Raw genomic sequence first — 22,579 nt, 5'->3', positions numbered from 1 at the left:
ATCTGCGACGAATGGGGCTATGTTCCTTTGGACCGCGAAGGGGCGCAACTGCTGTTTCAGGTGATTTCGGACTGCTATGAACGTCGCAGTGTAGTAATTACCACTAACCTGGAATTCAGCCGCTGGGCGAGCATTTTCTACGATGAGCAGATGACAGCAGCAATGATTGACCGACTAATACACCACAGTTACCTGTTGATCTTTGATGGTCAAAGCTACCGGATGAGGCAATCACTCATGAGGCAATTAAGTTAACATAAAAATTCCCCACCGGTGCCTGGGGAAAAACCTTTGCAAAAATGGGGAATTTCCTCTTGCAAAAAACAAGCAGGGCACAAATTTTACCTCTTTCGTAGGGTGTAAGGTGTTTAAAAGTGGGTGGTGATGTGGTATACTCTTTAGTAAGAACCATAGCTGAAACCCTCCATATGTGTTAGTTTTTTGTCAACCAACATACATATCGGGTTTCATGCTATGGTTCAACTTTTTTTACTGTCGCATTTAATTTTACAATTAACCATCTTTAATTAATGTTTTTACCTCTTAATTTAATCTTTACAAAGCTATAATATCATAAGAAAGGTCTATACATACGCATTTATGTGCCCAATTCATCATCTGCACACAGCTATGCTTCAACTTTATCATATGTCATCTTGTAAAATCTGTAAACGTACCAAATCGTCCATTTTTTCAGTCGATTTTTGTCGTATTTAATATAAAATGCGAACCGCCTGTGTACTATAATATATTTCCATTTAGATCTATTACACCTGCTTTTATAGCGTTTAAGACCAAAGTGAGATCGTTATCTGCATTAAATAAATTGTAGAGTTTATATAAACGCCTTTTTAATGAACTTTCGGATTTATGTACTAATGCACAAATAGATTTTCTTGTATAACCACGCGCTAGGTATGATAGAATTACTTTATCCGTATGATTTAGCTTTCTACCTTGCATACAATTATTTTCATGACTAAATAATAGCTGTTTTTCAATTTGATTCACAATATTTTTCAGAATCAAACTCTGGTTATTAATGCTCTGATAATTTAAACAGGATAGGTTAAGATATGCTACTATGGCTGCTTCATTATAATCCATTACGGGCATTGCAGTGCAATACCAATTTTTAAATAATTCACAGTAATGATCTTCCCCGCATATTTCTACTTGCATTTTGTACTCCATTGCCAGATTTATTGCATTTGTTCCGCTATCTTCTAACCTTAAACTTGCCCCTTCTACAAGATTTATTTCTTTAAAATAGTCCATTAAATGATCATTATGTATCAACTTTATTACATATCCTTCGCTATCACATAATATCAAAAAATAACCCATCTTAATTAATCCACTATAAACTAAATTATCCTGTATAAAATTTTCTAACATAGATATTATCACCTTGTTTTGAGTCTTTTTAATAATCAACGATTCATTATCCAACACCTTTTTAAGTTTTTCTATTCTAGGATCTACTCTCTCACAAAACAATTTGCCATAGGATATAAAGATTTCACGACACTCTTTTGTAACTTTAAGAATGTCATGCATCTTTAAAATCCTCCTCGATGGATAAAAAATGATCATATTTAAATTCCGTTTGTGTGCTGCTTGTACATATATTTTTATCATTATAAAACCTTTTGCCATTATTTTGGAAACAAAATATCATTTTCAGGAATGCAGTTCGAATATATTTTTGTAATATTGCGTCATTTACAGTAACAGTGATATATATATGCTGATGATTTTCAATTACATCTCCTCCCGCCTGATATCGCTAAAGTTAAAGCCCCCGGTCTTTGAAGACAAGGGGCTTATGGTACTACCCTAATTCGGATTGTATGCTGCTTTTTATACCACCTGATGCATTAGGCCGTTTAAGATAAGGGTTAGACCGTAACCTATGCACCCTTGCCGGTATTTTTCTTCAGATATTTCAAATATACGACTGTAAAAATAGCCGTAAGTATGATATACGGCGACACCCACGCCAGAGTTTCTACTACTGCGATCAATAAATTGAAAAACGTTATCCACCCGTCTTTCAGTTTATAAAGAATATTCCCCGGTGCATTTCCGGTCTCGGGATAAGCCGTCACCTGCTGCTGTATTCTGATATTGACCGTGGAATAACCAGTGGCCCTGTCAAGATAATTTATCCTTCCCTGCAATTGTTCGATCTCGCTTCTCATCCTGGTAAGCTCATTCTCTATCCTCAATAAATCCTCTATTTTTTCGGCTTTGGCCAAAAGTCTAATGAGCCTTTCTTCCTGCGCTTTCAGGACTTTAATCCTTGCCGAAAGGTCGATGTACTCTTCGGTCACATCCTGAGTGGAAATATTGTCGTAATTTACTCTCCCGAGCTGTTTTAGCCTTCCGAAAAATTCTTCGAAGCGATCTGACGGCACCCGGGCTACTATTTCACTCCAGACTTCTTTATTTTCGTCTCTTGACGAGGAACTCTGGATATACCCGCCGTATTCTTGAATCAGGCTGAAAACCTGCGTTTCCGTTTTTTTCAAATCGTTGACCTGCAGATGAAGGGTGCCGTTTTTAATTATTTTCCTGTCAATGGTACCAGGCAAGTTTTTACTGCCCTCCTGGGGCGCCTGTGTTCTCGCATCCTGCACGGCCATATCCTGCACGGCCATATTGTTCTGCCCGTAATCGGGTGCAGCCGTTTGATTCTCACCGCTCCTCCGAGCGGGTTTTGCGCCGCAGCCTGCAAGGATAAAAGCAGCAAGTAATATCGCAATGAGTATTTTTTTCATAAAAGTTGCCCCCTCACTAAAATTGGATTATCTACCCTCGTTCCTTAAAAGCACCTTCTAGTCTTCGTAGTATTGGCCTCGGTTCGGATACTATTTTCATTATATTTATATATTTCGCTAAAAAATACACACTTCCTCTAATCATTTTGATATCCAGCATATTTTTTATAAAACAGCCTGTGAAAGACGCAGCAATCGTTCATGCGGAGCAGCAGTTGTTTAAAAAAAAAAGAGGCCTTTGAGCCTCTTTCGGATTCTGAAGGGTTGGCAAGTTTATTTCACTCTAAGTCCCCGGTACCTGTTAAGCCCCGCTGCCACCTCCTGGGGCCTCGGCAGGGCCAGGTTGCCGGGGTGTTTTCCGTAAAAGGTCGAAACGATATCGATGCCGTATTTTTCTATATCGGCAAAGACCATGTCCACGATTTCCTTGAGAGTCCTCCTGCCGTCCACGTATTTTTCGACGGCGTACCTGATGATTTCGCCCACGGCGCTGGTCTGGCTGCGGTCCACCAGCTGTTCCACATAATCCATCTCTATATATTCCCCGCCGTACTGCAGGGTGTCCACGTCCCTGGACTTCACTTTTTTCTTCCCCCGAAGCTCCAGGCCCTCTTTTAGAATAACCCTGGGGGTAACCGCGATGGGACCCTCAGTCCTTTCCACCCTGCGGTCGGTCTTTATTTGGGCGGCTATCCGCCGGGCTTCCTCCGTAACGTCGTAGGGGCGGTAATCCTGCATCTTTATGACGCAGCCGGCCACGTCAAAATAGTCGCCGCTCCCGCCCATGACCAGTACCGTTGAAATCCCCAGCTCCTCGTAAAGCTGCCGCACCCGGTCTATAAAGGGCGTAATCGGTTCCTTCTCTTTGGCGACGAGCTTTTGCATTCTCGCATCCCTTATCATGAAATTGGTAGCGCAGGTGTCCTCATCCAAAAGGAGCAGGCTTGTACCTATTTCGACAGCTTCCATGATATTGGCCGCTTGGGAGGTGCTGCCGCTGGCGTTCTCGGTGCTGAACTTTCTGGTATCCTGCCCGTCGGGTAAATTGGTTATGAACGGGCTTATGTCCACTTTTTCCACCCGGCGCCCGTCTTCGGCCCTGATCTTCACCGCGTCCTTCACGGTTATCACGAATTCTCTACCGTCACCGGGGATATGGTTGTACACCCCTCTTTGCAATGCCGACAGCAGGGTGGTTTTCCCGTGGTAGCCTCCCCCTACGATAAGGGTGACGCCTTCGGGTATGCCCATACCCTCAACGACACCGGCGTTGGGGAGCTCGAAAGTCACCTTAAGGCTTTCGGGGGACTTGAAGGGCACCACCCTGTCCCCCTTCATGGGCCTGTCGCTTATTCCGCTTTCCCTTGGAAGGATCGAGCCGTCGGCGACGAAAGCCACTAGGCGCCTTTTCTTCAACTGATCCCTTAGGTATTCCTGGTCTTCGGCGAGCTCCACCCATTTTTTCGCGGATACGGCATCTACATTCCGGTAAAGCAGGGCTTTTTCGGCTATCTCGGGGAGGTTGGAGAAAAACAGCGTTTCGGCACCCCCACCGTTGATCCTCCTCCCGAAGGCAGGAAGTCCCACGGAAAGCCTCGCCTCCACATAATCGGGGCATACCTTTACGGCGGTGCGCTTTAAAATCTCCTGCCCGCCTTTATCTATATAGATCTCTCCGCTGCCTCCGGTGCCGTTTACCCGCGGCAGTTTCCGGATAATTGACGCCGCCTGCCTTGCCAGAAAATCCTCCAGAGCGGTGGTTCTTACGGGGGTTTTAAAAAGTTCCGCCGGAAAACCGGCCCGTTTCATATCAACCCTGAGCCTTACCCTGGAAGGTGAGGCGAAGGGGTCACCCTGGACGTGGTCTATGTAAAGAACAAAACCGCCGAAATCGTAGTCCCCCTGTATTTCTTTATATGCCTTGTATCCCTTGCCGTTGATCCTCGCGATGATTTTTTTCAAGTCTTCTTTGGATCTCATCGTACCACCTCATTAAATATGATAACCCAAAAAAAGAATTGATGCAAAAAACAAGACAGCCGTGGTTTTTTACACGGCTGCCGTGTTTCACGTTTGGGTCGTCAGGTAAATCAGGAGGTCTTTTCCTTTTTTTCTTCCTGTAATTCTTCCGGCTTTACGATTCTATCTATTACGATATCCACCTTCTCGACTTTGTATCCGGTCAGCGCCTCTACTTCGGAGATTATCTTTTCCCTTACCTTCTGGGCCACCTCCGGTATCTTGACGCCGTACGCCACGCTCAGCTTTACCTCGAAGGAAACACTGCCAAGGCCCTCTTCGCCTTCAGCCGGCTCGCTCTTTCTGACCGTAATCTGCGGTGCAAATCTCTCGGCAAAAATTTTCGTCAGTCCCGACAGGGCACCCTTGCGTTCCTCGCGGAAAACGTCTTCAACTTTATTCATTGCTTCCCTGGCTACCTCTATGAATACGTTCTCACTTATGTTGGTCCTGCCTTCCATTAAACCTTCCCCCCTCTTATCTGGTATAATTTTATATTCTTCACGGCCCACCAAATTCCTGTTAATTTTTCAATTTTTTCTTCAATTTTTCCAGGAACTCCTTTCGCTCCTTAAAACTCTTTTCCAGGCCCTGGTTGGTGGGGATGTAATACTGCCTGCCCTTCAGGTTGTCGGGCAGGCATTCCATATCGGCTATTTTATCCTCGAAATCGTGGGCGTATTTGTAACCCCTGCCGTAGCCCAGCTCCTCCATAAGCCTGGTGGGGGCATTTCTCAGGTGGAACGGCACTCCCTGAGCCAGGGTCTCCAGGGCGTCCTTTTTGGCCCGGGCATAGCCCGTATAAAGGGAATTGGATTTCGGAGCCAGGGCTAGATACACCGCAGCCTGAGCGAGATTTACGCTGCATTCGGGCATCCCTATAAAATGGGCGGCCTGGTAGGCCGCCACCGCCTGTTCCAGGGCTCCGGGGTCCGCCAGACCTACATCCTCGGAGGCGAAGCGGATCATGCGCCTTGCTACATAAAGCGGGTCTTCCCCCGCTTCCAGCATCCGGGCCAGCCAGTACATCGCGGCATCGCTGTCGCTGTTCCTCAGGGACTTATGGAAGGCCGAAATCAGGTTATAATGCTCCTCGCCCCCTTTGTCGTAAAGAAGGGTTTTTCTCTGGAAGGCTTCCCGGAGCACCTCGTCGGTTATTCGTATCTGCCCGCTTTCGTCGGGTACCGAGCTCAATACTGCGATTTCCAGGGTGTTCAGGGCGATCCGGGCGTCGCCATCGGCAAATACCGCGATTTTATGGAGCTGCTCGTCCTCAGCCTGAACCTTAAATCGTCCCAATCCCCTCTCTTCGTCCCTAAGAGCCCTCTTTAGTAATACCATCAGGTCATCCGGAGAAAGAGAGTTCATGACGAAGACCTTCGAACGGGAGAGTAGAGCTGAATTCAGCTCGAAGGAAGGATTTTCCGTGGTGGCGCCGATGAGGATTATGTCGCCCTTTTCTACGTAAGGCAGGAAGGCGTCCTGCTGCGATTTGTTGAAGCGGTGGATCTCATCGATAAAGACAAGAGTCCTCTGGCCGTACCTGCGGCGCTCCTGGGCCTCCTTCATAACCTCCTTTACCTCTTTGATCCCCGACAGCACGGCGCTGAAGGTGACGAATCTGGCTCTGGTCATTTCGGCTATTATCATGGCCAGTGTCGTCTTTCCCACCCCCGGGGGACCCCAGAGTATCATGGAGGTTATCTGGTCGCTTTCTATTAATTTTCTCAGAATCTTACCCCTGCCCAGCAGGTGGTCCTGACCGACGAATTCGTCCAGATTCCTGGGCCGCATCCTGTCGGCCAGGGGAGCGCTTTTCCTGATCTCGCCGTCAAAAAGCGAGCTCTGCTCGAAATCCATGCTTTCACCCTCCGGTCAAAAGGCTATTTCAAAGCGGCGGTACTTTTCCTGGCACTCCGACCACTCGACATCGACCCTATCGACCCTTGCCCACCGGAGACCGGTCTTTATGTATTCAAGAAGGTCATTTATCAAAGCCTCGTCCCCTTCGACCACCAGCTCAACGCTACCGTCGGGCAGGTTTTTGATAAAACCTGCCAGTCCGAGTTCCGAAGCTTTTCTGTGGACCGAATACCGGAGGCCTACCCCCTGCACCATACCGTATATTAGAGCGCGGGCCGATTTTTTCATGAAATCCCTCCACAAAGATCTTTTGGATTGATTATACATAAACGGTGCGGATATTGCAAGGCAAGCAGGATTTGCGGCATATTAAGAGAATTATTAATCTGAATAACGTATGTGGGGGGAAATTAGTATGGCGAACTATATAGACCTCAGGAGCGATACCGTTACTCTTCCAACTCCTGAGATGCGCGAGGCCATGTACCGGGCCGAAGTGGGCGACGATGTGTACGGCGAGGACCCGACCGTCAGAAGGCTCGAGGAAATGGCCGCAGAGATCATGGGGACGGAAGCGGCCATGTTCGTCACCAGCGGGACCCAAGGCAACCAGGTGTGCATAATGACGCATACTCAACCCGGTGATGAGATAATCCTTGAAGAAAAAAGCCATATCTTTACCTACGAGGTGGGCGGCATCGGGTACCTTTCGGGCGTGCAGGCCCGGCTCATCCCAGGTAAAAGAGGTGTCATGGACCCTTCCGATATAGAGGCCGCCATAAGGGAGGACGACATACACTTTCCGAGAACCAGCCTCATATGCGTGGAAAACACCCACAATAGGGCCGGCGGCACTGTAATCCCGATGGATACGCTGGAGAAGACCTACGAAGTTGCAAAAAAGCACGGCGTCCCCGTCCACATGGACGGTGCCAGGATTTTTAATGCGGCCGCCTACCTGGGAGTGCCGGTGCGCGAGATAGCCAGGTACGCCGACAGCGTCATGTTCTGCCTGTCCAAAGGCCTGTGCGCTCCCGTGGGCTCCATCGTCGCCGGCAGCAGAGACTTCATCAACCGGGCAAGAAAATTCCGCAAAATGCTGGGCGGTGGGCTGCGCCAGGCCGGATTCCTCGCCGCCGCAGGGATAGTCGCCCTTGAAAAGATGACGGGAAGGCTTAAGGAAGACCACGAAAACGCAAGGCTCCTGGCCGAGGGCTTGAATAGTATTCCGGGAATTTCCATAGATATGGAAACGGTGCAGACCAATATTGTCATATGCGACATTACGGGCCTGGGCATCAACGGAAATGAGCTGGCCGGGCGGCTCCTTGAAAAAGGCATAAAGATCAACGGCGGCTCGGGTTGTCTGGTAAGATTTGTAACCCATTACGGCATAGACAAAAATGATATAATTAAGACCGTGGAAGCCGTAAAGGAAATAACCGCTGAACTAAAATAAAAAAGTGTCTCGATAGGGGGTAAATATGAACAGGAATTTCGGCAAATGGTTTCTCACGAAGGTCAAAAAAGCCATCATCGATTACGGCATGATAGAAAACGGGGATAAGATAGCCGTCGGAGTTTCCGGAGGTAAGGATTCCACCGCCCTTTTATACATCCTGGACCTGGTGAGAAAACACTCTCCTTTAGATTTCGACCTCGTGGCTGTAAACATAAACCTGGGATGGGAGATGGATCTTAAGCCCCTTGCGGATTTCTGCCGGAGCCTCCAGGTGCCGCTCAAAGTAGTCAGGACCGACATAGCCCGGGTTGTGTTTGAAATAAGAAAGGAGCCCAACCCCTGTTCCCTCTGCTCCAGGATGAGGCGCGGCACTCTGGACAGCGCCGCCGTCGAGCTGGGGTGCAACAAGGTGGCTCTGGCCCACCACGCCGACGACGTAATCGAAACCCTTTTGTTGAACCTCATCTTTACCGGGCGATTTGACACCTTTGAGCCCAAAACCTATCTCTCCCGGAAAAACGTGACTTTAATCAGGCCGCTCATATACCTCAGCGAGCGGACCATAAAGACGATAGTAAAATCTCGGGGCCTGCCGGTCATCGAGAGCCCGTGCCCGGCTGACGGCAGGACAAAGCGGGACGAGATGACAGAGCTCCTCGACTGGATGGAACAGGTGTTCCCCAGAGCAAGGGAAAATATTCTGGCCGCCATAAAGCGCAGGGCTTTTTTCAGTGAAAAAGTTCAATGAAAAAGCCGGCCGACAGCTAAAAAACGCTGTCCGGCCGGCTTTTTCGTTTAATACAGGTGACACGCCACAAAGTGATTTTTCTCCACTTCTTTGAACTCCGGCTGCTGTTCGGTGCATACGGGTTTGGCATACCTGCACCTTTTGGCGAACCTGCAGCCTTCCGGCGGATTAATTGGACTCGGCACGTCCCCTTCCAGCAGGATCCTCTTCTTTTTCCTCTCGGTTTCCGGGTCGGGAACCGGTATGGCTGAAAGCAGCGCCTGGGTGTACGGATGCAGCGGTCTGTTGTGCAGGTCTTCGGAAGTGGCCAGCTCCACCACAACCCCCAGGTACATAACCGCTATCCTGTCGGAGACGTACTTTACCATGCTCAGGTCGTGAGCGATGAAGAGGTAGGTCAGCTTCAGCTTCTGCTGTAGTTCCATGAGCAGGTTTATAACCTGAGCCTGTATGGAGACGTCCAGGGCGGAAATGGGTTCGTCGCAGACTATAAACTTGGGTTCCACGGCAAGAGCCCGGGCGATGCCTATCCTCTGCCTCTGCCCGCCGGAGAACTCGTGCGGGAACCGGTTGGCGTGCTCCTTGTTCAGGCCGACGACGCCCAAAAGTTCGTAGATTCTATCGGTGCGCTCTTTGTTCTTGTATATGCCGTGGATATCTATACCCTCTCCTATTATATCCCCCACCGTCATCCTCGGGTTCAGCGACGCATAGGGGTCCTGGAATATCATCTGAGCCTTGCGGTTGAATTCCCTTAACTGCTGGCCGTCCAGTTTGTGCACGTTCTTGCCTTCAAAAAGCACCTGCCCGGAAGTGGGCTCGTAAAGCCTTATTATCGTCCTTCCCATAGTGGTCTTGCCGCAGCCCGATTCACCCACGAGGCCCAGAGTTTCACCTTCCATTATATGCAAACTCACGTTGTCGACGGCCTTTAACACCGCACCCCTGCCCACGTTGAAGTACTTCTTCAGGTTATTTACTTCGATGAGAGGAATCCCGGCAACCGTCATGATAACGTCACCCCTTTTCCTACAGGCGGTTTCACTTCAGGAGCCATAGGATGCATCAGCCAGCAGGCAACTCTGTGGCCGTCGCCCACCGTGAAGTCCTCAGGGTACCTTTCGTAGCATATCTTCATGGCGTATTCGCACCTGGCGGCAAAAGCGCAGCCCACCGGAGGGGCGAACAGGTCCGGCGGCGTGCCGTCTATGGAAGCCAGCCTTTTGCTTTTATCCAGCTCGGACGTGGGTACCGACATCAGCAATCCCCAGGTGTAGGGATGACGGGGATTGTAAAATATCTCGTCAAGGCTGCCGCGCTCGATTATCTTACCTGCGTACATGACCAGGACCCTCTCGGCCAGATTGGCCACGACGCCCAGGTTATGGGTGATTATTATAATTGATGTATTCAGCTTCTTCTGCAGATCCCTCATCAGGTCCAGGATCTGCGCCTGTATAGTAACGTCCAGGGCAGTCGTAGGTTCATCGGCTATGAGCAGTTTGGGGCTGCAGGCCAGCGCGATGGCTATCATCGCCCTCTGCCTCATTCCGCCGCTGAACTCGTGGGGATACTGGTCCACCCGTTTTTCCGCATTTGGAATGCCCACCAGCTTCAGCATTTCTATAGCCCTTTCCCTGGCCTGTTTTGGGGGCATTTTCTGGTGCTTTATAAGGCTTTCGGCGATCTGAGCGCCTACTCTCATGGTCGGATTCAGGGATGTCATGGGGTCCTGAAACACCATGCTCATCTCGGAACCCCGGACGTGTTCCATTTCCTTTTCCGAGAGCTTTGCTATATCCTTGCCGTCGAAAATAATCGATCCGTTTTTGATAAATCCCGGGGGCATGGGGATCAACCGCATGATGGTCTGCACGGTGACGGTCTTTCCGCAACCGGATTCGCCAACTATGGCTACAGTCTCTCCCCTGTCCACGTGGAAGGAAACTCCTCTTACCGCCTTTATCTCTCCAGCGTAAGTCCTGAACGAAACTTCCAGATCCTTTACTTCAAGCAGTCTCTCCATCTACCGCCAACCTCCTAACTACGAAGTCTCGGGTCAAGGGCATCCCTCAAACCGTCACCCAGCAGGTTTAGAGAAAGCATCGTCGTACTTATGAAGAACGCGGGGATGAAAAGCTGGTAGGGACGCACCCTGAAGGCCTGTATTCCGTAATATGCAAGCTGACCCCAGCTGGAATGAGGCGGTACAACACCAAGTCCTATAAAGCTCAGGAAGGCTTCGGTGAATATAGCCGAAGGGACCGACATGGTCAGGTTTACCAGGATAACCCCGAGAGCGTTCGGTATCAGGTGCTTGAATATGATCCTGGAGTGGCTTGCCCCGAGCACTTTTGCCGCCAGCACGAATTCCTGTTCCTTCAGCTGCAGAACCTGGCCCCTGACGAGCCTGGCCATATTGAGCCATCCCACTACAACCATGGCGATAACCAGCGGCATTATACCCTGCCCGAGTACCACCATCATGAGTATCACTATGATCATATACGGAATAGAGTAGAGTATATCTATGGTGCGCATTATGAACATGTCGACCTTGCCGCCGAAATACCCGGAAATCCCACCTATTATGACTCCGATCACTGCGTTCAAAAAGGCAGCCAGAAAACCGATGGCCAGCGACACCCGGGCTCCCATCCAGGTGCGCGCCCAGAGGTCCCTTCCCAGAGTATCGGTACCGAACCAGTGCTTAGCAGAAGGCGGTTGGTCGATTTCAGCCGTATTGGTCGTCCGGTAGTCGTAGGGTGTCATATAGGGTCCTACGATAGCCATGATTGTGTATAAAATAATTATAATCAGGCCGAGCATGGCCACCTTGTTCTGTTTCAACCTTCGCCAGGCGTCCTGCCAGTACGTTATGCTGGGCCTCGCGATCGCTTCCATCTGGCTTATATTCTTGCCGACGTGTTCGAACATTTCCTTTGTCACAGCATTACCCGTTGTCTGCATTTTATCCCCCCTACCTTGCTAGCCTTATTCTCGGGTCTACCAGTCCGTAGATAATGTCGACCACGAAGTTCGCCGCGATCAGGAAGAGGCCGTAGAAGGTTGTCATACCGAGTACCAGAGAATAATCCAGGTTCTGTATTCCGAGAATATAAAATTTACCGAGGCCAGGGATTGCAAAAATCTGTTCCACGACAAAGGTACCGGTAAGCAGCGTGGCGGTGACCGGACCCAGCACTGTAACTACAGGAAGTATGGCATTTCTTATCTGGTGTTTCCATATAATCTGAAAGGGCGACAATCCCTTGGCTTTTGCCGTCTTAATATAATCCTGGTTTACCACGTCAAGCATGCTGGCCCTCATGAGCCTCGCCATCAGCGCCAGAGAATGAAGGCTCAGGGCAAAGGTCGGCATTATGGTGTAGGCGAAGCCCTTCCACTGGGAGACGGGCAAAAGTTTAAGTTTAGTGGCAAAAACATACTGCAGAAGAGGCCCTATCACGAACGACGGCACCGAAACGCCGACGATGGCTATAAACATGGAGAGGTAATCCCAGGATCTGTTCCTGTTTAAAGCGGCGATAATCCCGAGAGTTACCCCTGCGATTGCAGCGAATATTACGGCCCTAATGCCTAGATCAGCCGAATAAGGAAATGCCTGGTTTATAACCTCGTTTACGGTTCTATTCTTGTACCTCAGCGAGTAGCCGAAGTCTCCCTTGAGGAGATTTCCTAAAAACGTGGCGTACTGGATGTGTATGGGCTTGTCGAGGCCGTAATACTTCATCATATTGGCCTTGATTTCCGGGGTAACCTTTTCGCTCAAAAAAGGATCGCCAGGAAGAAGTCTTATAAGAAAAAACACGAGGGTCACCAGCACCCATGCCGTTATAAGCGATACAAAAAGCCGGTTCAATATATAGCGGCCCAAAAATCTACACCTCCCGCCTAATTTCCTGTTTTATGCAGGATCTTTGTATTATAAAGGGAGGTATATGTTTTTTAACATATACCTCCGCTCGAACTCGCTAATTTAATTATTTCTCAACATCGGCGTATACGAAATCGAAGGTCGGCCCCACGAAGTTGGTCACGAGACCCTTCACGTGGTCCCCGCATACCCAGGCTCTCTGCCTGAAGTACACCGGCACGATCGGACCTTTCTCCATTAGCAGCTTTTCCGCTTCGAACATGGCGTCGGCGCGCTTCTTGAAATCGTCAGTTGTCTTGGCGAATTTCACAAGCTCGTCGTACTCCTTGTTGCTCCAGCCGGTGTTGTTGTGGCCGCCGCCGGTTACCCACATATCGATGTAGGTCATCGGGTCGTCGTAGTCGGGACCCCATCCGGCGAATACCACGTCATAGTCCCTCTTGTTCATCAGTTCGAGCCTCTGCTTGAAGGGGACCTGCTTGACCGTAATCTCGATGCCCAGGTTCTGTTTTAGCTGGTCCTGAATGATCTCAGCCGTCAGCTTGGCCCTCTGGGTGTCGTCGGTGAGGTATTCGAAGGTCAGCTTGGACGGATCGCTTATATTGAGCTCCTTCATGGCCTTTTCAAGGTATTCTTTAGCCTTGGCCGTGTCGGCGTTCTTGGAGTAGAATTCATAGGGGTACTCTTCCACGAACTTCTTCTCTAAACCGGCCAGCTGCGGCAATACGTACCTGGTTGCCGGATCGGAAACACCCTTCATCACGGATTTTACGAGCGCTTCGCGGTCTATAGCAAAGCCGACGGCCCTCTGGAAGTTCTCGTTGGCCAGCCAGGGTTTGCCGGGCCGCTTCACGTTAAACTGCAGGTAGAACTCGGCACCGTCGTAGAAGTACTTGGCCTTGCCTTCTGCCGCGACCTGCTCTACCAGTTCAGGGGGTATATATTCCCAGTCGGTTTCGCCGTTTTCATACATCTGATAAGCGGTATTGGGGTCGTTTACGATGTATATTTTAACCCTGTCGATTTTTATGGCATCTTTGTTCCAGTAATTGGGGTTCTTCTCCAGGATGAGTTCCTGTTCGTGCTTCCATTCCTTCAAAATGAAGGGGCCGTTGTAAAGGAGTTTGTCGGCGTCGGCGGCAAACTTCTCACCCATCTTTTCTACAAAGTCCTTCCTGACGGGCATAAAGGATAAGAAACTCATGAGGCTTTCAAAATACTTAACCGGGTTTTCCAGTTTTATCTCCAGGGTCTTTTCGTCGAGGGCTTTTACTCCGACCTGGCTGGGATCGGTTATCTCACCCTTGTTGAACTTCTCGCCGTTGAGAATGTAATAGCCCTGGTAGGAATACTCGGAAGCGGTGTTGGGGTCGAGCAGCCTCTTAAAGGCGTACTCAAAGTCATAAGCTGTGACCGGCGTGCCGTCGCTCCACTTCGCATCCCTCAGGTGGAAAGTCCAGGTCTTCTTATCCTCGGACACATCCCATTTTTCCGCCATACCGGGCTGTATGTTACCATCGCCGTGAACCCTGATGAGGCCTTCAAATATGGCGTTGCCGACGAGTATGGCGTAGGTGTCGGTCGCTTTCTGAGGATCGAGGTTCGGAACTTCAGCACTGATTGTGAAGGCAATCTCTTTTTCTTGCTGCTGTTGCTGGTCTCCTCCCTGCTGAGAGGCTTGCTGGCCGCAGCCGGCAACGACGCCCAGGACCAGCAGCAAAATTATTGCCAGAGCCAAACTTTTTCTTAACATTCAATCCCCTCCCAATTAATTTTTATAAAATTGTTTATATAAAATCTATACAAATAGCCCCTTAAGCGATCCCCCCTTCCAATTATAAAAAACAAATTAGTAATTATGTATACTTTTATAATATTTTAACTATTTTTCCTTCGTTAAGGCAGACAGTGTATGTCTATGACAGGGCATTTTCACGTTGCATCCTATTAAAGTATTTATATTCTACAAGAAATACAAAAATCCTTCTTTTTTTCTACCGCGCTTAAAACCTTTTATTATAAGCAGGTCCAACCAAATAAAAGCCCCCAGCCCAAAAGGGACGGGGGTTCTCAACGCTCAGTTCAGGAGCTCTTTCAGTATTTTATTCACAAGTTGCGGGTTGGCTTTGCCCCTGGTCTCCTTCATAACCTGGCCGACCAGAAATCCGATGGCTTTTTCCTTTCCGTTCCTGTAATCCTCCACCGATTTTGGGTTTTCCTCGATGACCTTCTTTGCTATCTTTTCTAGTTCTTTTTCATTCGAGATCTGGACGAGGCCTTTTTCCCTGACGATGGCCTCCGGGTCCTTACCCGTATCGAACATCTCTCTAAAGACTTCTTTCGCTATCTTGCCGCTGATAGTGCCATCGTCGATCATCTTCAACATTTTCACCAAATGTTCGGGCTCGAAGGGTACCTCATCGATTTCCCTGCCGGTCTCATTGAGTATTCCCAGCATCTCTGACATTACCCAGTTGCTGACGGTTTTTGGATCGTGGTATTGGGAAACACATTTCTCGAAGAAATCAGCGAGGGCTTTGGAAGCGGTAATGACCTCCGCGTCGTAGGCCGGCAGGCCGTATTCTTCCACGTATCTTTTTTTCCGGGCGTCGGGGAGTTCGGGGAGCCCGGACTTAAGCTCCTCAACCCATTCCCTGTCTATAACTATCGGGACCAGGTCCGGGTCCGGGAAGTACCTGTAGTCGTGAGCCTCTTCCTTGCTTCTTAAGGGTATGGTAATCCCCCTTGCTTCGTCCCACCGGCGCGTCTCCTGGACTATGGCACCGCCCTGCTCGAGGATCTCCCTCTGGCGCCTTTCCTCGTATTCCAGGCTCCGCCGGACAGCCCTGAAGGACCCCAGGTTTTTCAACTCAACCTTTGTCCCGAACTTATCGGACCCTTTAGGCCTCAGCGAAATGTTGGTATCGCAGCGCAGCGAACCCTCTTCCATTTTGCAGTCGGATACTTCGATGTACTGGAGTATGGTCTTCAATTTATTGAGATACAACCACGCCTCCTCGGGGGTGCGTATATCGGGTTCCGAAACTATCTCGATCAGCGGGACGCCGGTGCGGTTCAGGTCCACCAGCGAATAGCCTTTGCCTTCCTCGTGGACGAGCTTACCCGCATCCTCCTCCAGGTGAACCCGGTTTATACCGATGCGCTTCACCCCGCCGTCCACCTCGATCTCTATATAACCCTTCCTGGCGAGGGGCAGGTCGTACTGGGAAATCTGGTAAGCCTTCGGCAGGTCGGGGTAAAAATAGTTTTTCCGGTCGAACTTGGAGAATTCGGCTATCTCGCAGTTCAACGCCAGGGCAGCCTTAATGGCGTACTCCACCGCCTTTTTATTGGCCACGGGCAGAACTCCGGGCATCCCCAGGCATACAGGGCAGCAGTGGGTGTTTACCTCACCCCCGAATTCCGTGGTACACCCGCAGAATATCTTGGATTTGGTGAGAAGCTCCACGTGAACCTCAAGGCCTATAACGGTTTCAAACTCCATCTTTACACCTCCATCCATTAAAGCACGGGCTTTTTTCTGTGGTAATCGGTAGCCTGTTCAAAAGTGTACGCCGCCCTTATTATCGTGGCCTCATCGAAAGCCTTTCCTATTATCTGAAGGCCTACAGGCATTCCTTGCGAAAAACCGCAGGGGATGGAAATTGCCGGCAATCCCGCCATGTTCACGGGTATTGTGCAGACATCGGACATGTACATTTTCAGCGGGTCGCCGGTTTTCTCCCCTATCCTGAAGGCTGCGGTGGGGGCGGTGGGTGATATTATCACGTCGTATTTCTCGAAAGCCCTGTCAAAATCGCTTTTCACCAGGGTTCTTACCTTCTGGGCCTTGAGGTAGTACGCGTCGTAATAGCCGGAACTCAGCGCATAAGTGCCCAGCATGATCCTCCGTTTGACTTCGGGCCCGAAACCTTCGCTGCGGGTTTTCTTATAAAGGTCTATGAGATCGCCGTAACCTGCGGCCCTTACGCCGTACCTTATGCCGTCGTAACGCGCAAGGTTGGAGCTGGCTTCCGCCGGGGCTATTATGTAGTAAGCCCACAGGGCATATTCGGTATGCGGGAGAGAGATTTCCTCGCAGGCGGCCCCTAAACTCTCGAAAGTGCGCGCAGCGGCCAGAACCGCCTCCCGGACCTCCCGGTCTATTCCCTCTCCCAGGTATTCTTTGGGCAGTCCGATTTTCATGCCTTTGACGTCGGCCACCAGGCTTTCGGTATAGTCCGGTACAGGCATGTTCACGGAAGTGGAATCGCATTCATCCCATCCGGAAATCGCATTGAGCACTAGGGCACAGTCTGTAACATCCTTTGTTATGGGGCCTATCTGATCCAGTGAAGACGCATAGGCCACCAGACCGTAGCGGGAAACCCTGCCATATGTAGGTTTCAAACCAACGACGCCGCAGTATGAAGCCGGCTGGCGGATGGACCCTCCGGTATCGGAGCCCAGAGCGAATATGCATTCACCCGCTGCAACGGCAGCCGCCGAACCGCCGGAGGAACCTCCCGGCACCCTTTCCAGGTCCCAAGGGTTTCTGGTGATGAAAAAGCCTGAGTTTTCGGTGGACGACCCCATGGCAAACTCGTCCATGTTGGTCTTCCCGAGAATTACCGCATTGTCGGCTTTTAACTTCTTAGAAACCGTGGCGTCATAAGGGGGTATGAAATTGCCGAGAATTTTCGACGCGCAGGTGGTTTTCAGATTCTTAGTGCATATGTTGTCCTTAACAGCTCCGGGGATTCCGGCTAAAGCCCCGGAAAAATCGGCTTCTTCATCGATTTTTCTGCTCTTTTCCAGGGCGCCTTCTCTGTCAATTGTCAAAAACGCCCTTATCTTTTCTTCAACCTGATCGATTCTTTCAAGTACGGCCTTTGTCAGGTCTTCGGATGAAATCTCCTTTTTGGCCAGAAGTTCGCGGACTTCATGGATAGTTAATTCGTACAGCTTCAACGCCTTAACCTCCGTTTCGTTAATCCTCTATGATTCTAGGCACTTTGAAGAAACCCCGTTCTTTTTCGGGAGCGTTTCTCAGGGCCTCTTCCCTGGGGAGGCTTTCCCTCACCACATCCTCGCGAAAAACGTTTTTGACGGGAATTATATGGGCGGTGGGGGGGACATTGCTCGTGTCGAGTTCGTTCAGCTTTTCCATGTAATCCAGGATGGAGTTTAGCTTTTGTGCCATTTCAGCTTTTTCATCTTCCGAAAGATAAAGCCTTGCTAGGTTGGCCACATGCTCTACGGTTTCTATCGTTATTTTCACACTTCCACCCTCTTCAATTATTTTGGTTTTATTACCCTGTCCAACGCATATAATTTTATCATTTTGGGCTTAAATCTACAACATTTTAACAGGTCTTTGTATCGTTTTGTTCAGGTTCGCAGAAAATAATCATGTTCAAGATCGAATTATAATGTATTATAATAATGTTGATATAACACGATGCACAATACATGTGGGGGTGTTCCATTGAAGAAAATAATCCCGAGTTTTATTACGGTCCTTTTCTTATTGTTTATTTTCAGCGCTGAGTTCTCGGTAAGTTCGCTGGATATGCAGGCTGTTGGATTAGTTGTTGAGCCGGAGCCGGTCGTGGACGTCGCCGTGCCTATACAGGCCGATTACGCTAACGGCAAGATCACCATAGGGGGAAAAGGGGGTTCCGCAGAGGCCCTGGTTAAGCCCCATAAATTCGAATTCAAAGACATTGGCAAAGGTAATTTAATCCTTGTCAACCAGTCCTATCCTGTAGAAAAGCATTTCTTTCATCCGGCCATGAGCGATTTGGAAGGAAGAGTGCCCTGCAGCAAATCCAGTTTAATATTGGCCGAAGAAGCGGCAAACCAGCTGGCTAAAATGTTTGAAGATGCTAAAAGCGAGGGTGTAAACGACCTTACAGTGGTGAGCGCTTACCGGTCTTACAGCTATCAAACCGCCTTGTTCAATAATAAAGTGAATACGTACATAAAAAAGGGTAAAACGAAAAGCGAAGCAAAAAAACTGGCCGGAAAGGTCGTAGCCGCGCCAGGTACCAGCGAACATCAGACCGGACTTGCTGTCGATATTTTTTCAAAGGAGCTGCTCCAGCGCACAGGAGGGCTGGAAGAAGTATTCGATCAATCGGATGAGGGCAAATGGTTGATAAAAAATTCACACAAGTACGGTTTTATTTTGCGTTATCCTCAAGATAAACAGGATTTAACCAGAATAATTTACGAACCCTGGCACTACCGTTATGTGGGCAAACCCCATGCAGAAATCATGGTCGAAAAGAATATGTGCCTGGAGGAATACATCGAATACCTCAAAGAAAATCAGCGGATTGAATACACTTCCAGCAATGGTGAAACTTTCCTGATCTATTACCTGGATAACGCCAGCGATTTAAATGATATCGAAGTTTACGCATACGTGGGACAAGCTGTTAATGCGTCTTCCGACAACACCGGCGGCCTTATATTAACCGTTCGAATGGATAAAATCATTTGATTCTCTTTTTATAAAAAAGGAGGATATATGTCCAGTGATAAACATATATCCTCAGGCTGGCACGGGATCCGTTAACTTTTCTTTCTTTATTTATATTTTGCCATCTCTGCTGCGAGTTTTATTGCCTCTACCATACTTCTTTCATCGGCTATACCCTTCCCGGCTATATCGAAAGCCGTACCGTGATCTACTGATGTACGGATGACAGGCAAGCCCACAGTTATGTTCACTCCTTTTTCGAATCCCGCCATCTTTACGGCTATATGCCCCTGGTCGTGGTACATGGCCACAACGATGTCGTACTCGCCCCTTGACGCCTTTAAAAACACCGTGTCGGGGGGAAGCGGGCCATAAACGTTGAAACCCTGCTCCCGGGCTTTTTCTACGGCGGGTACTATCTCTTTTATCTCTTCGTCGCCGAAAAGCCCTCTCTCCCCAGCATGGGGGTTCAGCCCCGCAACCACGATCCGGGGATCGCGTATCCCTAGGGAACCGGCGGCTGCAGCCGCTATAGTCACGGTCTTATAAACTCTTTCTTCTTTGACCAGATCGCACGCCTTCCTGATTGCCACGTGGGTGGAGACGTGGATTACCCGCAGATTCCCCGCAACCAGCATCATGGCGTAATCCTTAGTCCCCGTCAGCTTCGCCAGTATCTCGGTGTGACCGGCGAATTCCAGACCTGCCCTGTGAAGGGCCTCTTTGTTCAAAGGAGCTGTAGCGATGGCAGAAACTTGGCCCCGGAGGGCCATTTTTACGCCGGCCTTCAGATACTCGTATGCCGCCCGCCCGCAGGGGGGTGAGACCTTTCCTACCTCAAAATCGGTCAGGGAAAGATTATTCACGGGTATATAATTTACAAATTCATCCAGGTAATCCTCCGGTGAATTTATGCCCCGCAGAGGCACGGGTAGTTTCAGCAGGTCAGCATAATACCGGAGCACCGGACCGGAACCAAGAATCAAGGGCCTTGCAACTCCGGAAACGTCCACCGACACCGCAGCTTTCAGGCTTATCTCCGGGCCGACCCCCGCCGGGTCCCCCATTGTTATCGCCACAAGAGGTCTCATCTTCCATCCCCTCTCAAAAATCTTACCGAATTTAATATCGATTCATCGCTCCCAAAAGCCCCGGCCTTCGTTACAGCCTTAAGGCCGTTGACAGGCCCTCCAATCAGCGCAAGCTCTGGTATGCCTGGTTCCAGTTCGCAAGTTATCCTGCACCCTGCGGCGGCAAGCCTCTTCACCACGTGTATGGCCGTATCTCCGCCGGTGAGCACTAAACCAGCCGGTCTTTTTGCCGCCACTATCGAGCAGGCGATTTCGCCCAGGAGCTGTGCCAGGACCTCGCTGGTTTCAGTGGGAGACAACCCTTTTTTCATCCCTGCCGCAATTGATTCGGATACCGCATCCTCCTCAGCTGCGGACGCTATAATTACGTCCCTTGCTGCGCTCATGTAATCCAGGGCGATTTTCCGAACCCGATTTATTTCCTCGTCGGGATGCGATAAAGCCCCTTTTACGTCGAGTTTTACCAGGACGATACGGCTGTCTTCCAGTGCCCTAAATACCTGCCTTCTGGTTACCTGGCTGACGCTCCCAGCTATAACCAGCACAGGTTTCCTCTCCTCTTTTTTCTCAAGAGAGGCCATTAAAGCCTCGGCCAGTCCGGCAGAGCCCACCCAGAGCGTTTTCCTGCCAAGGTTCAGCACGACGGTAGCTATTTTTGTCAGATCGTCGTCGGTTTTTGCATCGAAAGAAAATACATCGTATTCTCCCAGCTCTTTTTCCATGTTTTCTTTTAGATCCCCGTTTATTTCTTCCAGGACCTTGTGCTTAACCGGAACCCCCAGACCTTCTACCAGGATTTTTTTAACATCTGCCGTGGTAACGGGGTTTTTCGGGTCCCTAGCAAGTTCGGTTTTATCTATGGGCACGCCTTTCAAGAAGTGAACGCCCTTTTCCGTCGTGCGCCCGTTTTTGGGGAAGGCCGGTGCGAATACCGTCAGGTCAGGCTTAAGTCCCTCGCGCAGCGCCCTGATTTCGGCTCCGATATTGCCTCGAAGGGTGGAATCGATTTTTTTATAGACCACCGCCTCTTTATACTCACCTACAATTTTTGATATTTCCTTCAGTTTCTCATAGGCGCTTGAAGCCGGTACGCCCCGGGTCTCTGTATCTATCACCAGGGCGTCGGCAACATCCTCGTATTTTTCAGCTAGGGCTGTATCGGTCAGGGTAATCGCAAAGTATCCGTGCTTTACCAGCTGCACCCCGGTATCGTTGCTTCCGGTAAAATCATCGGCTATTACTATGACTTTATACAACTTTCTCTCTCCTCAAAGAATTGTCATTTCCCCGCTCAATTTTATCCAGATATGATACCAACAGCGGGCAAAGGATGGCCGTGATTATAACCGATGCCGCAACCTGAGCGGTAGCAGCGGCAACAAGAGGTGCCAGAGTCGGGTCCGCGGCAGCCAGAGCAGCAGGAGTCGCCACGGCATTGCCAGCGGTGTTGCCGATGGCCGCTCCAACGCCCTTCTTCTCGCGAAAAACGTACTTTATCGTTAGGTAACCTCCTAATCCGGTGATTACCACCGTTAAAAGTCCCAGCAGCACTCCGGGCAGGCCGGCCTTTAAAATCGTCCTGAAGTCCAGGGCTGCCCCCAGCGGAAAAGCGAAAAACGGTATGAGAAGTTTTTGCCCTGGTTCGAGAAAAGTTTTCCAGTCCTCGTCCAGATTGCCCAGCACCATACCGACCAGAATCGGAACCACGACGGCCACAAGGGCTACAAAGGGGATGTTGGCAAGCCCGGTGGCCCCCATAGCCACCATGGTGAGGAAGGGGCCGTCGTTTATGGATAGCACCGCAATGGCTCCCACATCGGTCGGGTCGCCGTACTGAGAGGCAAGGGCCGTGTACAGACCGCCATTGGAATTGGTGACGGCGGCTATGATGGCGAGGGATGAAAGCCCCAGTAGTCCGGATGGACCCATGAATTTCCCCACAAACCACCCGAGAACGGCGCCTATGAAAAACTTCACAGCCGTTAGTGCGACGCCTTTGCCCAGGGAAACTCCGGCCTGTTTGATCGTAATCTGCGCACCGTTGCACAGCAGGAAAAGGGCAATCAAGGGCATAGCCCCCTGTTTAAAAAGAGCGGTGGTAAAGCCACCTATCTGCAGGACCTGCGGGAAGAAAGTGTTTATTATCGCCCCCAGTAAAAGGGGAACCACCATCAAACCGCCGGGCACCCGGTTAATGGCTTGTAAAATCTTCACTAACTTCACCCCTT

General features: G+C 49.8%; 21 protein-coding genes. 4 read left to right on the top strand and 17 right to left on the bottom strand.

From position 1 onward, the window contains the following. The coding region (locus tag LZ11_RS05450) for an ATP-binding protein (RefSeq protein ID WP_170240301.1) at positions 1-255 on the top strand (255 nt) is incomplete at its 5' end. A 486-nt stretch (positions 256-741) separates the two neighbouring features. On the opposite strand, the gene LZ11_RS05440 is transcribed toward LZ11_RS05450, so the two are convergent. From LZ11_RS05440 to LZ11_RS05415, 6 genes are all read right to left on the bottom strand, one after another. After that, complete coding sequence (locus LZ11_RS05440) at positions 742-1,560, bottom strand: sigma-54-dependent transcriptional regulator family protein (RefSeq protein WP_148866891.1); 819 nt, start codon at positions 1,558-1,560, stop codon at positions 742-744. 353 nt (positions 1,561-1,913) lie between these two features. Continuing rightward, the gene (locus LZ11_RS05435) at positions 1,914-2,783 is read right to left on the bottom strand and encodes a DUF4349 domain-containing protein (RefSeq protein ID WP_148866890.1); all 870 of its coding nucleotides are present in this window, start codon (positions 2,781-2,783) and stop codon (positions 1,914-1,916) included. Positions 2,784-3,056: 273 nt separating this feature from the next. Then, positions 3,057-4,763 (bottom strand): ABC-ATPase domain-containing protein, encoded by a 1,707-nt coding sequence (locus LZ11_RS05430; protein WP_148866889.1) that lies wholly within the window; start codon positions 4,761-4,763, stop codon positions 3,057-3,059. 110 nt (positions 4,764-4,873) lie between these two features. Continuing rightward, entirely contained in the window at positions 4,874-5,263 is a 390-nt protein-coding gene (locus tag LZ11_RS05425) for an Asp23/Gls24 family envelope stress response protein (protein ID WP_148866888.1), read from the bottom strand. A gap of 61 nt (positions 5,264-5,324) precedes the next feature. Beyond that, positions 5,325-6,662, bottom strand: a complete 1,338-nt coding sequence (locus tag LZ11_RS05420) for a replication-associated recombination protein A (protein WP_148866887.1) — start codon at positions 6,660-6,662, stop codon at positions 5,325-5,327. A gap of 15 nt (positions 6,663-6,677) precedes the next feature. After that, on the bottom strand, positions 6,678-6,953 hold the full coding sequence (locus tag LZ11_RS05415) for an acylphosphatase (RefSeq protein ID WP_148866886.1): 276 nt from the start codon (positions 6,951-6,953) through the stop codon (positions 6,678-6,680). A 127-nt stretch (positions 6,954-7,080) separates the two neighbouring features. Here LZ11_RS05415 and ltaE point away from each other — a divergent pair, with 127 nt between their 5' ends. Further along, entirely contained in the window at positions 7,081-8,124 is a 1,044-nt protein-coding gene (gene ltaE / locus LZ11_RS05410; RefSeq protein ID WP_148866885.1) for a low-specificity L-threonine aldolase, read from the top strand. 25 nt (positions 8,125-8,149) lie between these two features. Next, on the top strand, positions 8,150-8,875 hold the full coding sequence (locus LZ11_RS05405) for a tRNA lysidine(34) synthetase (protein ID WP_148866884.1): 726 nt from the start codon (positions 8,150-8,152) through the stop codon (positions 8,873-8,875). 47 nt (positions 8,876-8,922) lie between these two features. Here LZ11_RS05405 and LZ11_RS05400 read toward each other — a convergent pair whose 3' ends face one another. From LZ11_RS05400 to gatC, 8 genes are all read right to left on the bottom strand, one after another. Beyond that, positions 8,923-9,885, bottom strand: coding sequence for an ABC transporter ATP-binding protein (locus tag LZ11_RS05400; protein ID WP_148866883.1), 963 nt, complete (start codon positions 9,883-9,885; stop codon positions 8,923-8,925). After that, a complete protein-coding gene (locus LZ11_RS05395) occupies positions 9,882-10,901 on the bottom strand; it encodes an ABC transporter ATP-binding protein (RefSeq protein ID WP_148866882.1) in 1,020 nt (339 codons plus the stop codon). Before LZ11_RS05395 ends, LZ11_RS05400 begins: the two co-directional genes overlap by 4 nt. Before the next feature lie 14 nt (positions 10,902-10,915). Continuing rightward, positions 10,916-11,845, bottom strand: a complete 930-nt coding sequence (locus tag LZ11_RS05390) for an ABC transporter permease (protein ID WP_148866881.1) — start codon at positions 11,843-11,845, stop codon at positions 10,916-10,918. Between the two features lie 10 nt (positions 11,846-11,855). Next, positions 11,856-12,773 carry an ABC transporter permease gene (locus LZ11_RS05385; protein WP_148866880.1) on the bottom strand — a complete coding sequence of 306 codons (918 nt, stop codon included), beginning with the start codon at positions 12,771-12,773 and terminating at the stop codon, positions 11,856-11,858. 106 nt (positions 12,774-12,879) lie between these two features. Continuing rightward, positions 12,880-14,526, bottom strand: a complete 1,647-nt coding sequence (locus LZ11_RS05380; RefSeq protein WP_148866879.1) for a peptide ABC transporter substrate-binding protein — start codon at positions 14,524-14,526, stop codon at positions 12,880-12,882. A 324-nt stretch (positions 14,527-14,850) separates the two neighbouring features. After that, a complete protein-coding gene (gene gatB, locus LZ11_RS05375; protein WP_148866878.1) occupies positions 14,851-16,278 on the bottom strand; it encodes an Asp-tRNA(Asn)/Glu-tRNA(Gln) amidotransferase subunit GatB in 1,428 nt (475 codons plus the stop codon). A 17-nt stretch (positions 16,279-16,295) separates the two neighbouring features. Next, the gene (gene gatA, locus LZ11_RS05370) at positions 16,296-17,744 is read right to left on the bottom strand and encodes an Asp-tRNA(Asn)/Glu-tRNA(Gln) amidotransferase subunit GatA (RefSeq protein WP_148866877.1); all 1,449 of its coding nucleotides are present in this window, start codon (positions 17,742-17,744) and stop codon (positions 16,296-16,298) included. A gap of 19 nt (positions 17,745-17,763) precedes the next feature. Further along, the gene (gatC, locus tag LZ11_RS05365) at positions 17,764-18,054 is read right to left on the bottom strand and encodes an Asp-tRNA(Asn)/Glu-tRNA(Gln) amidotransferase subunit GatC (protein ID WP_148866876.1); all 291 of its coding nucleotides are present in this window, start codon (positions 18,052-18,054) and stop codon (positions 17,764-17,766) included. A gap of 207 nt (positions 18,055-18,261) precedes the next feature. On the opposite strand from gatC, the gene LZ11_RS05360 reads away from it, so the two are divergent. Next, a complete protein-coding gene (locus tag LZ11_RS05360) occupies positions 18,262-19,281 on the top strand; it encodes a M15 family metallopeptidase (protein ID WP_170240300.1) in 1,020 nt (339 codons plus the stop codon). An 86-nt stretch (positions 19,282-19,367) separates the two neighbouring features. On the opposite strand, the gene pdxA is transcribed toward LZ11_RS05360, so the two are convergent. The 3 genes from pdxA to LZ11_RS05345 are packed head-to-tail and all read right to left on the bottom strand — an operon-like array spanning position 19,368 to position 22,565. Next, positions 19,368-20,351 (bottom strand): 4-hydroxythreonine-4-phosphate dehydrogenase PdxA, encoded by a 984-nt coding sequence (pdxA, locus tag LZ11_RS05355; RefSeq protein WP_148866874.1) that lies wholly within the window; start codon positions 20,349-20,351, stop codon positions 19,368-19,370. Next, a complete protein-coding gene (locus tag LZ11_RS05350; RefSeq protein ID WP_148866873.1) occupies positions 20,348-21,607 on the bottom strand; it encodes a four-carbon acid sugar kinase family protein in 1,260 nt (419 codons plus the stop codon). Before LZ11_RS05350 ends, pdxA begins: the two co-directional genes overlap by 4 nt. After that, positions 21,600-22,565 carry a 2-keto-3-deoxygluconate permease gene (locus tag LZ11_RS05345; RefSeq protein WP_148866872.1) on the bottom strand — a complete coding sequence of 322 codons (966 nt, stop codon included), beginning with the start codon at positions 22,563-22,565 and terminating at the stop codon, positions 21,600-21,602. Before LZ11_RS05345 ends, LZ11_RS05350 begins: the two co-directional genes overlap by 8 nt. Positions 22,566-22,579: the final 14 nt, after the last annotated feature.

It is taken from the genome of Thermosediminibacter litoriperuensis, assembly GCF_008124715.1.
In the GTDB taxonomy this organism is placed as follows: domain Bacteria; phylum Bacillota; class Thermosediminibacteria; order Thermosediminibacterales; family Thermosediminibacteraceae; genus Thermosediminibacter; species Thermosediminibacter litoriperuensis.
This window is presented reverse-complemented; position numbering and strand designations above follow the sequence as displayed.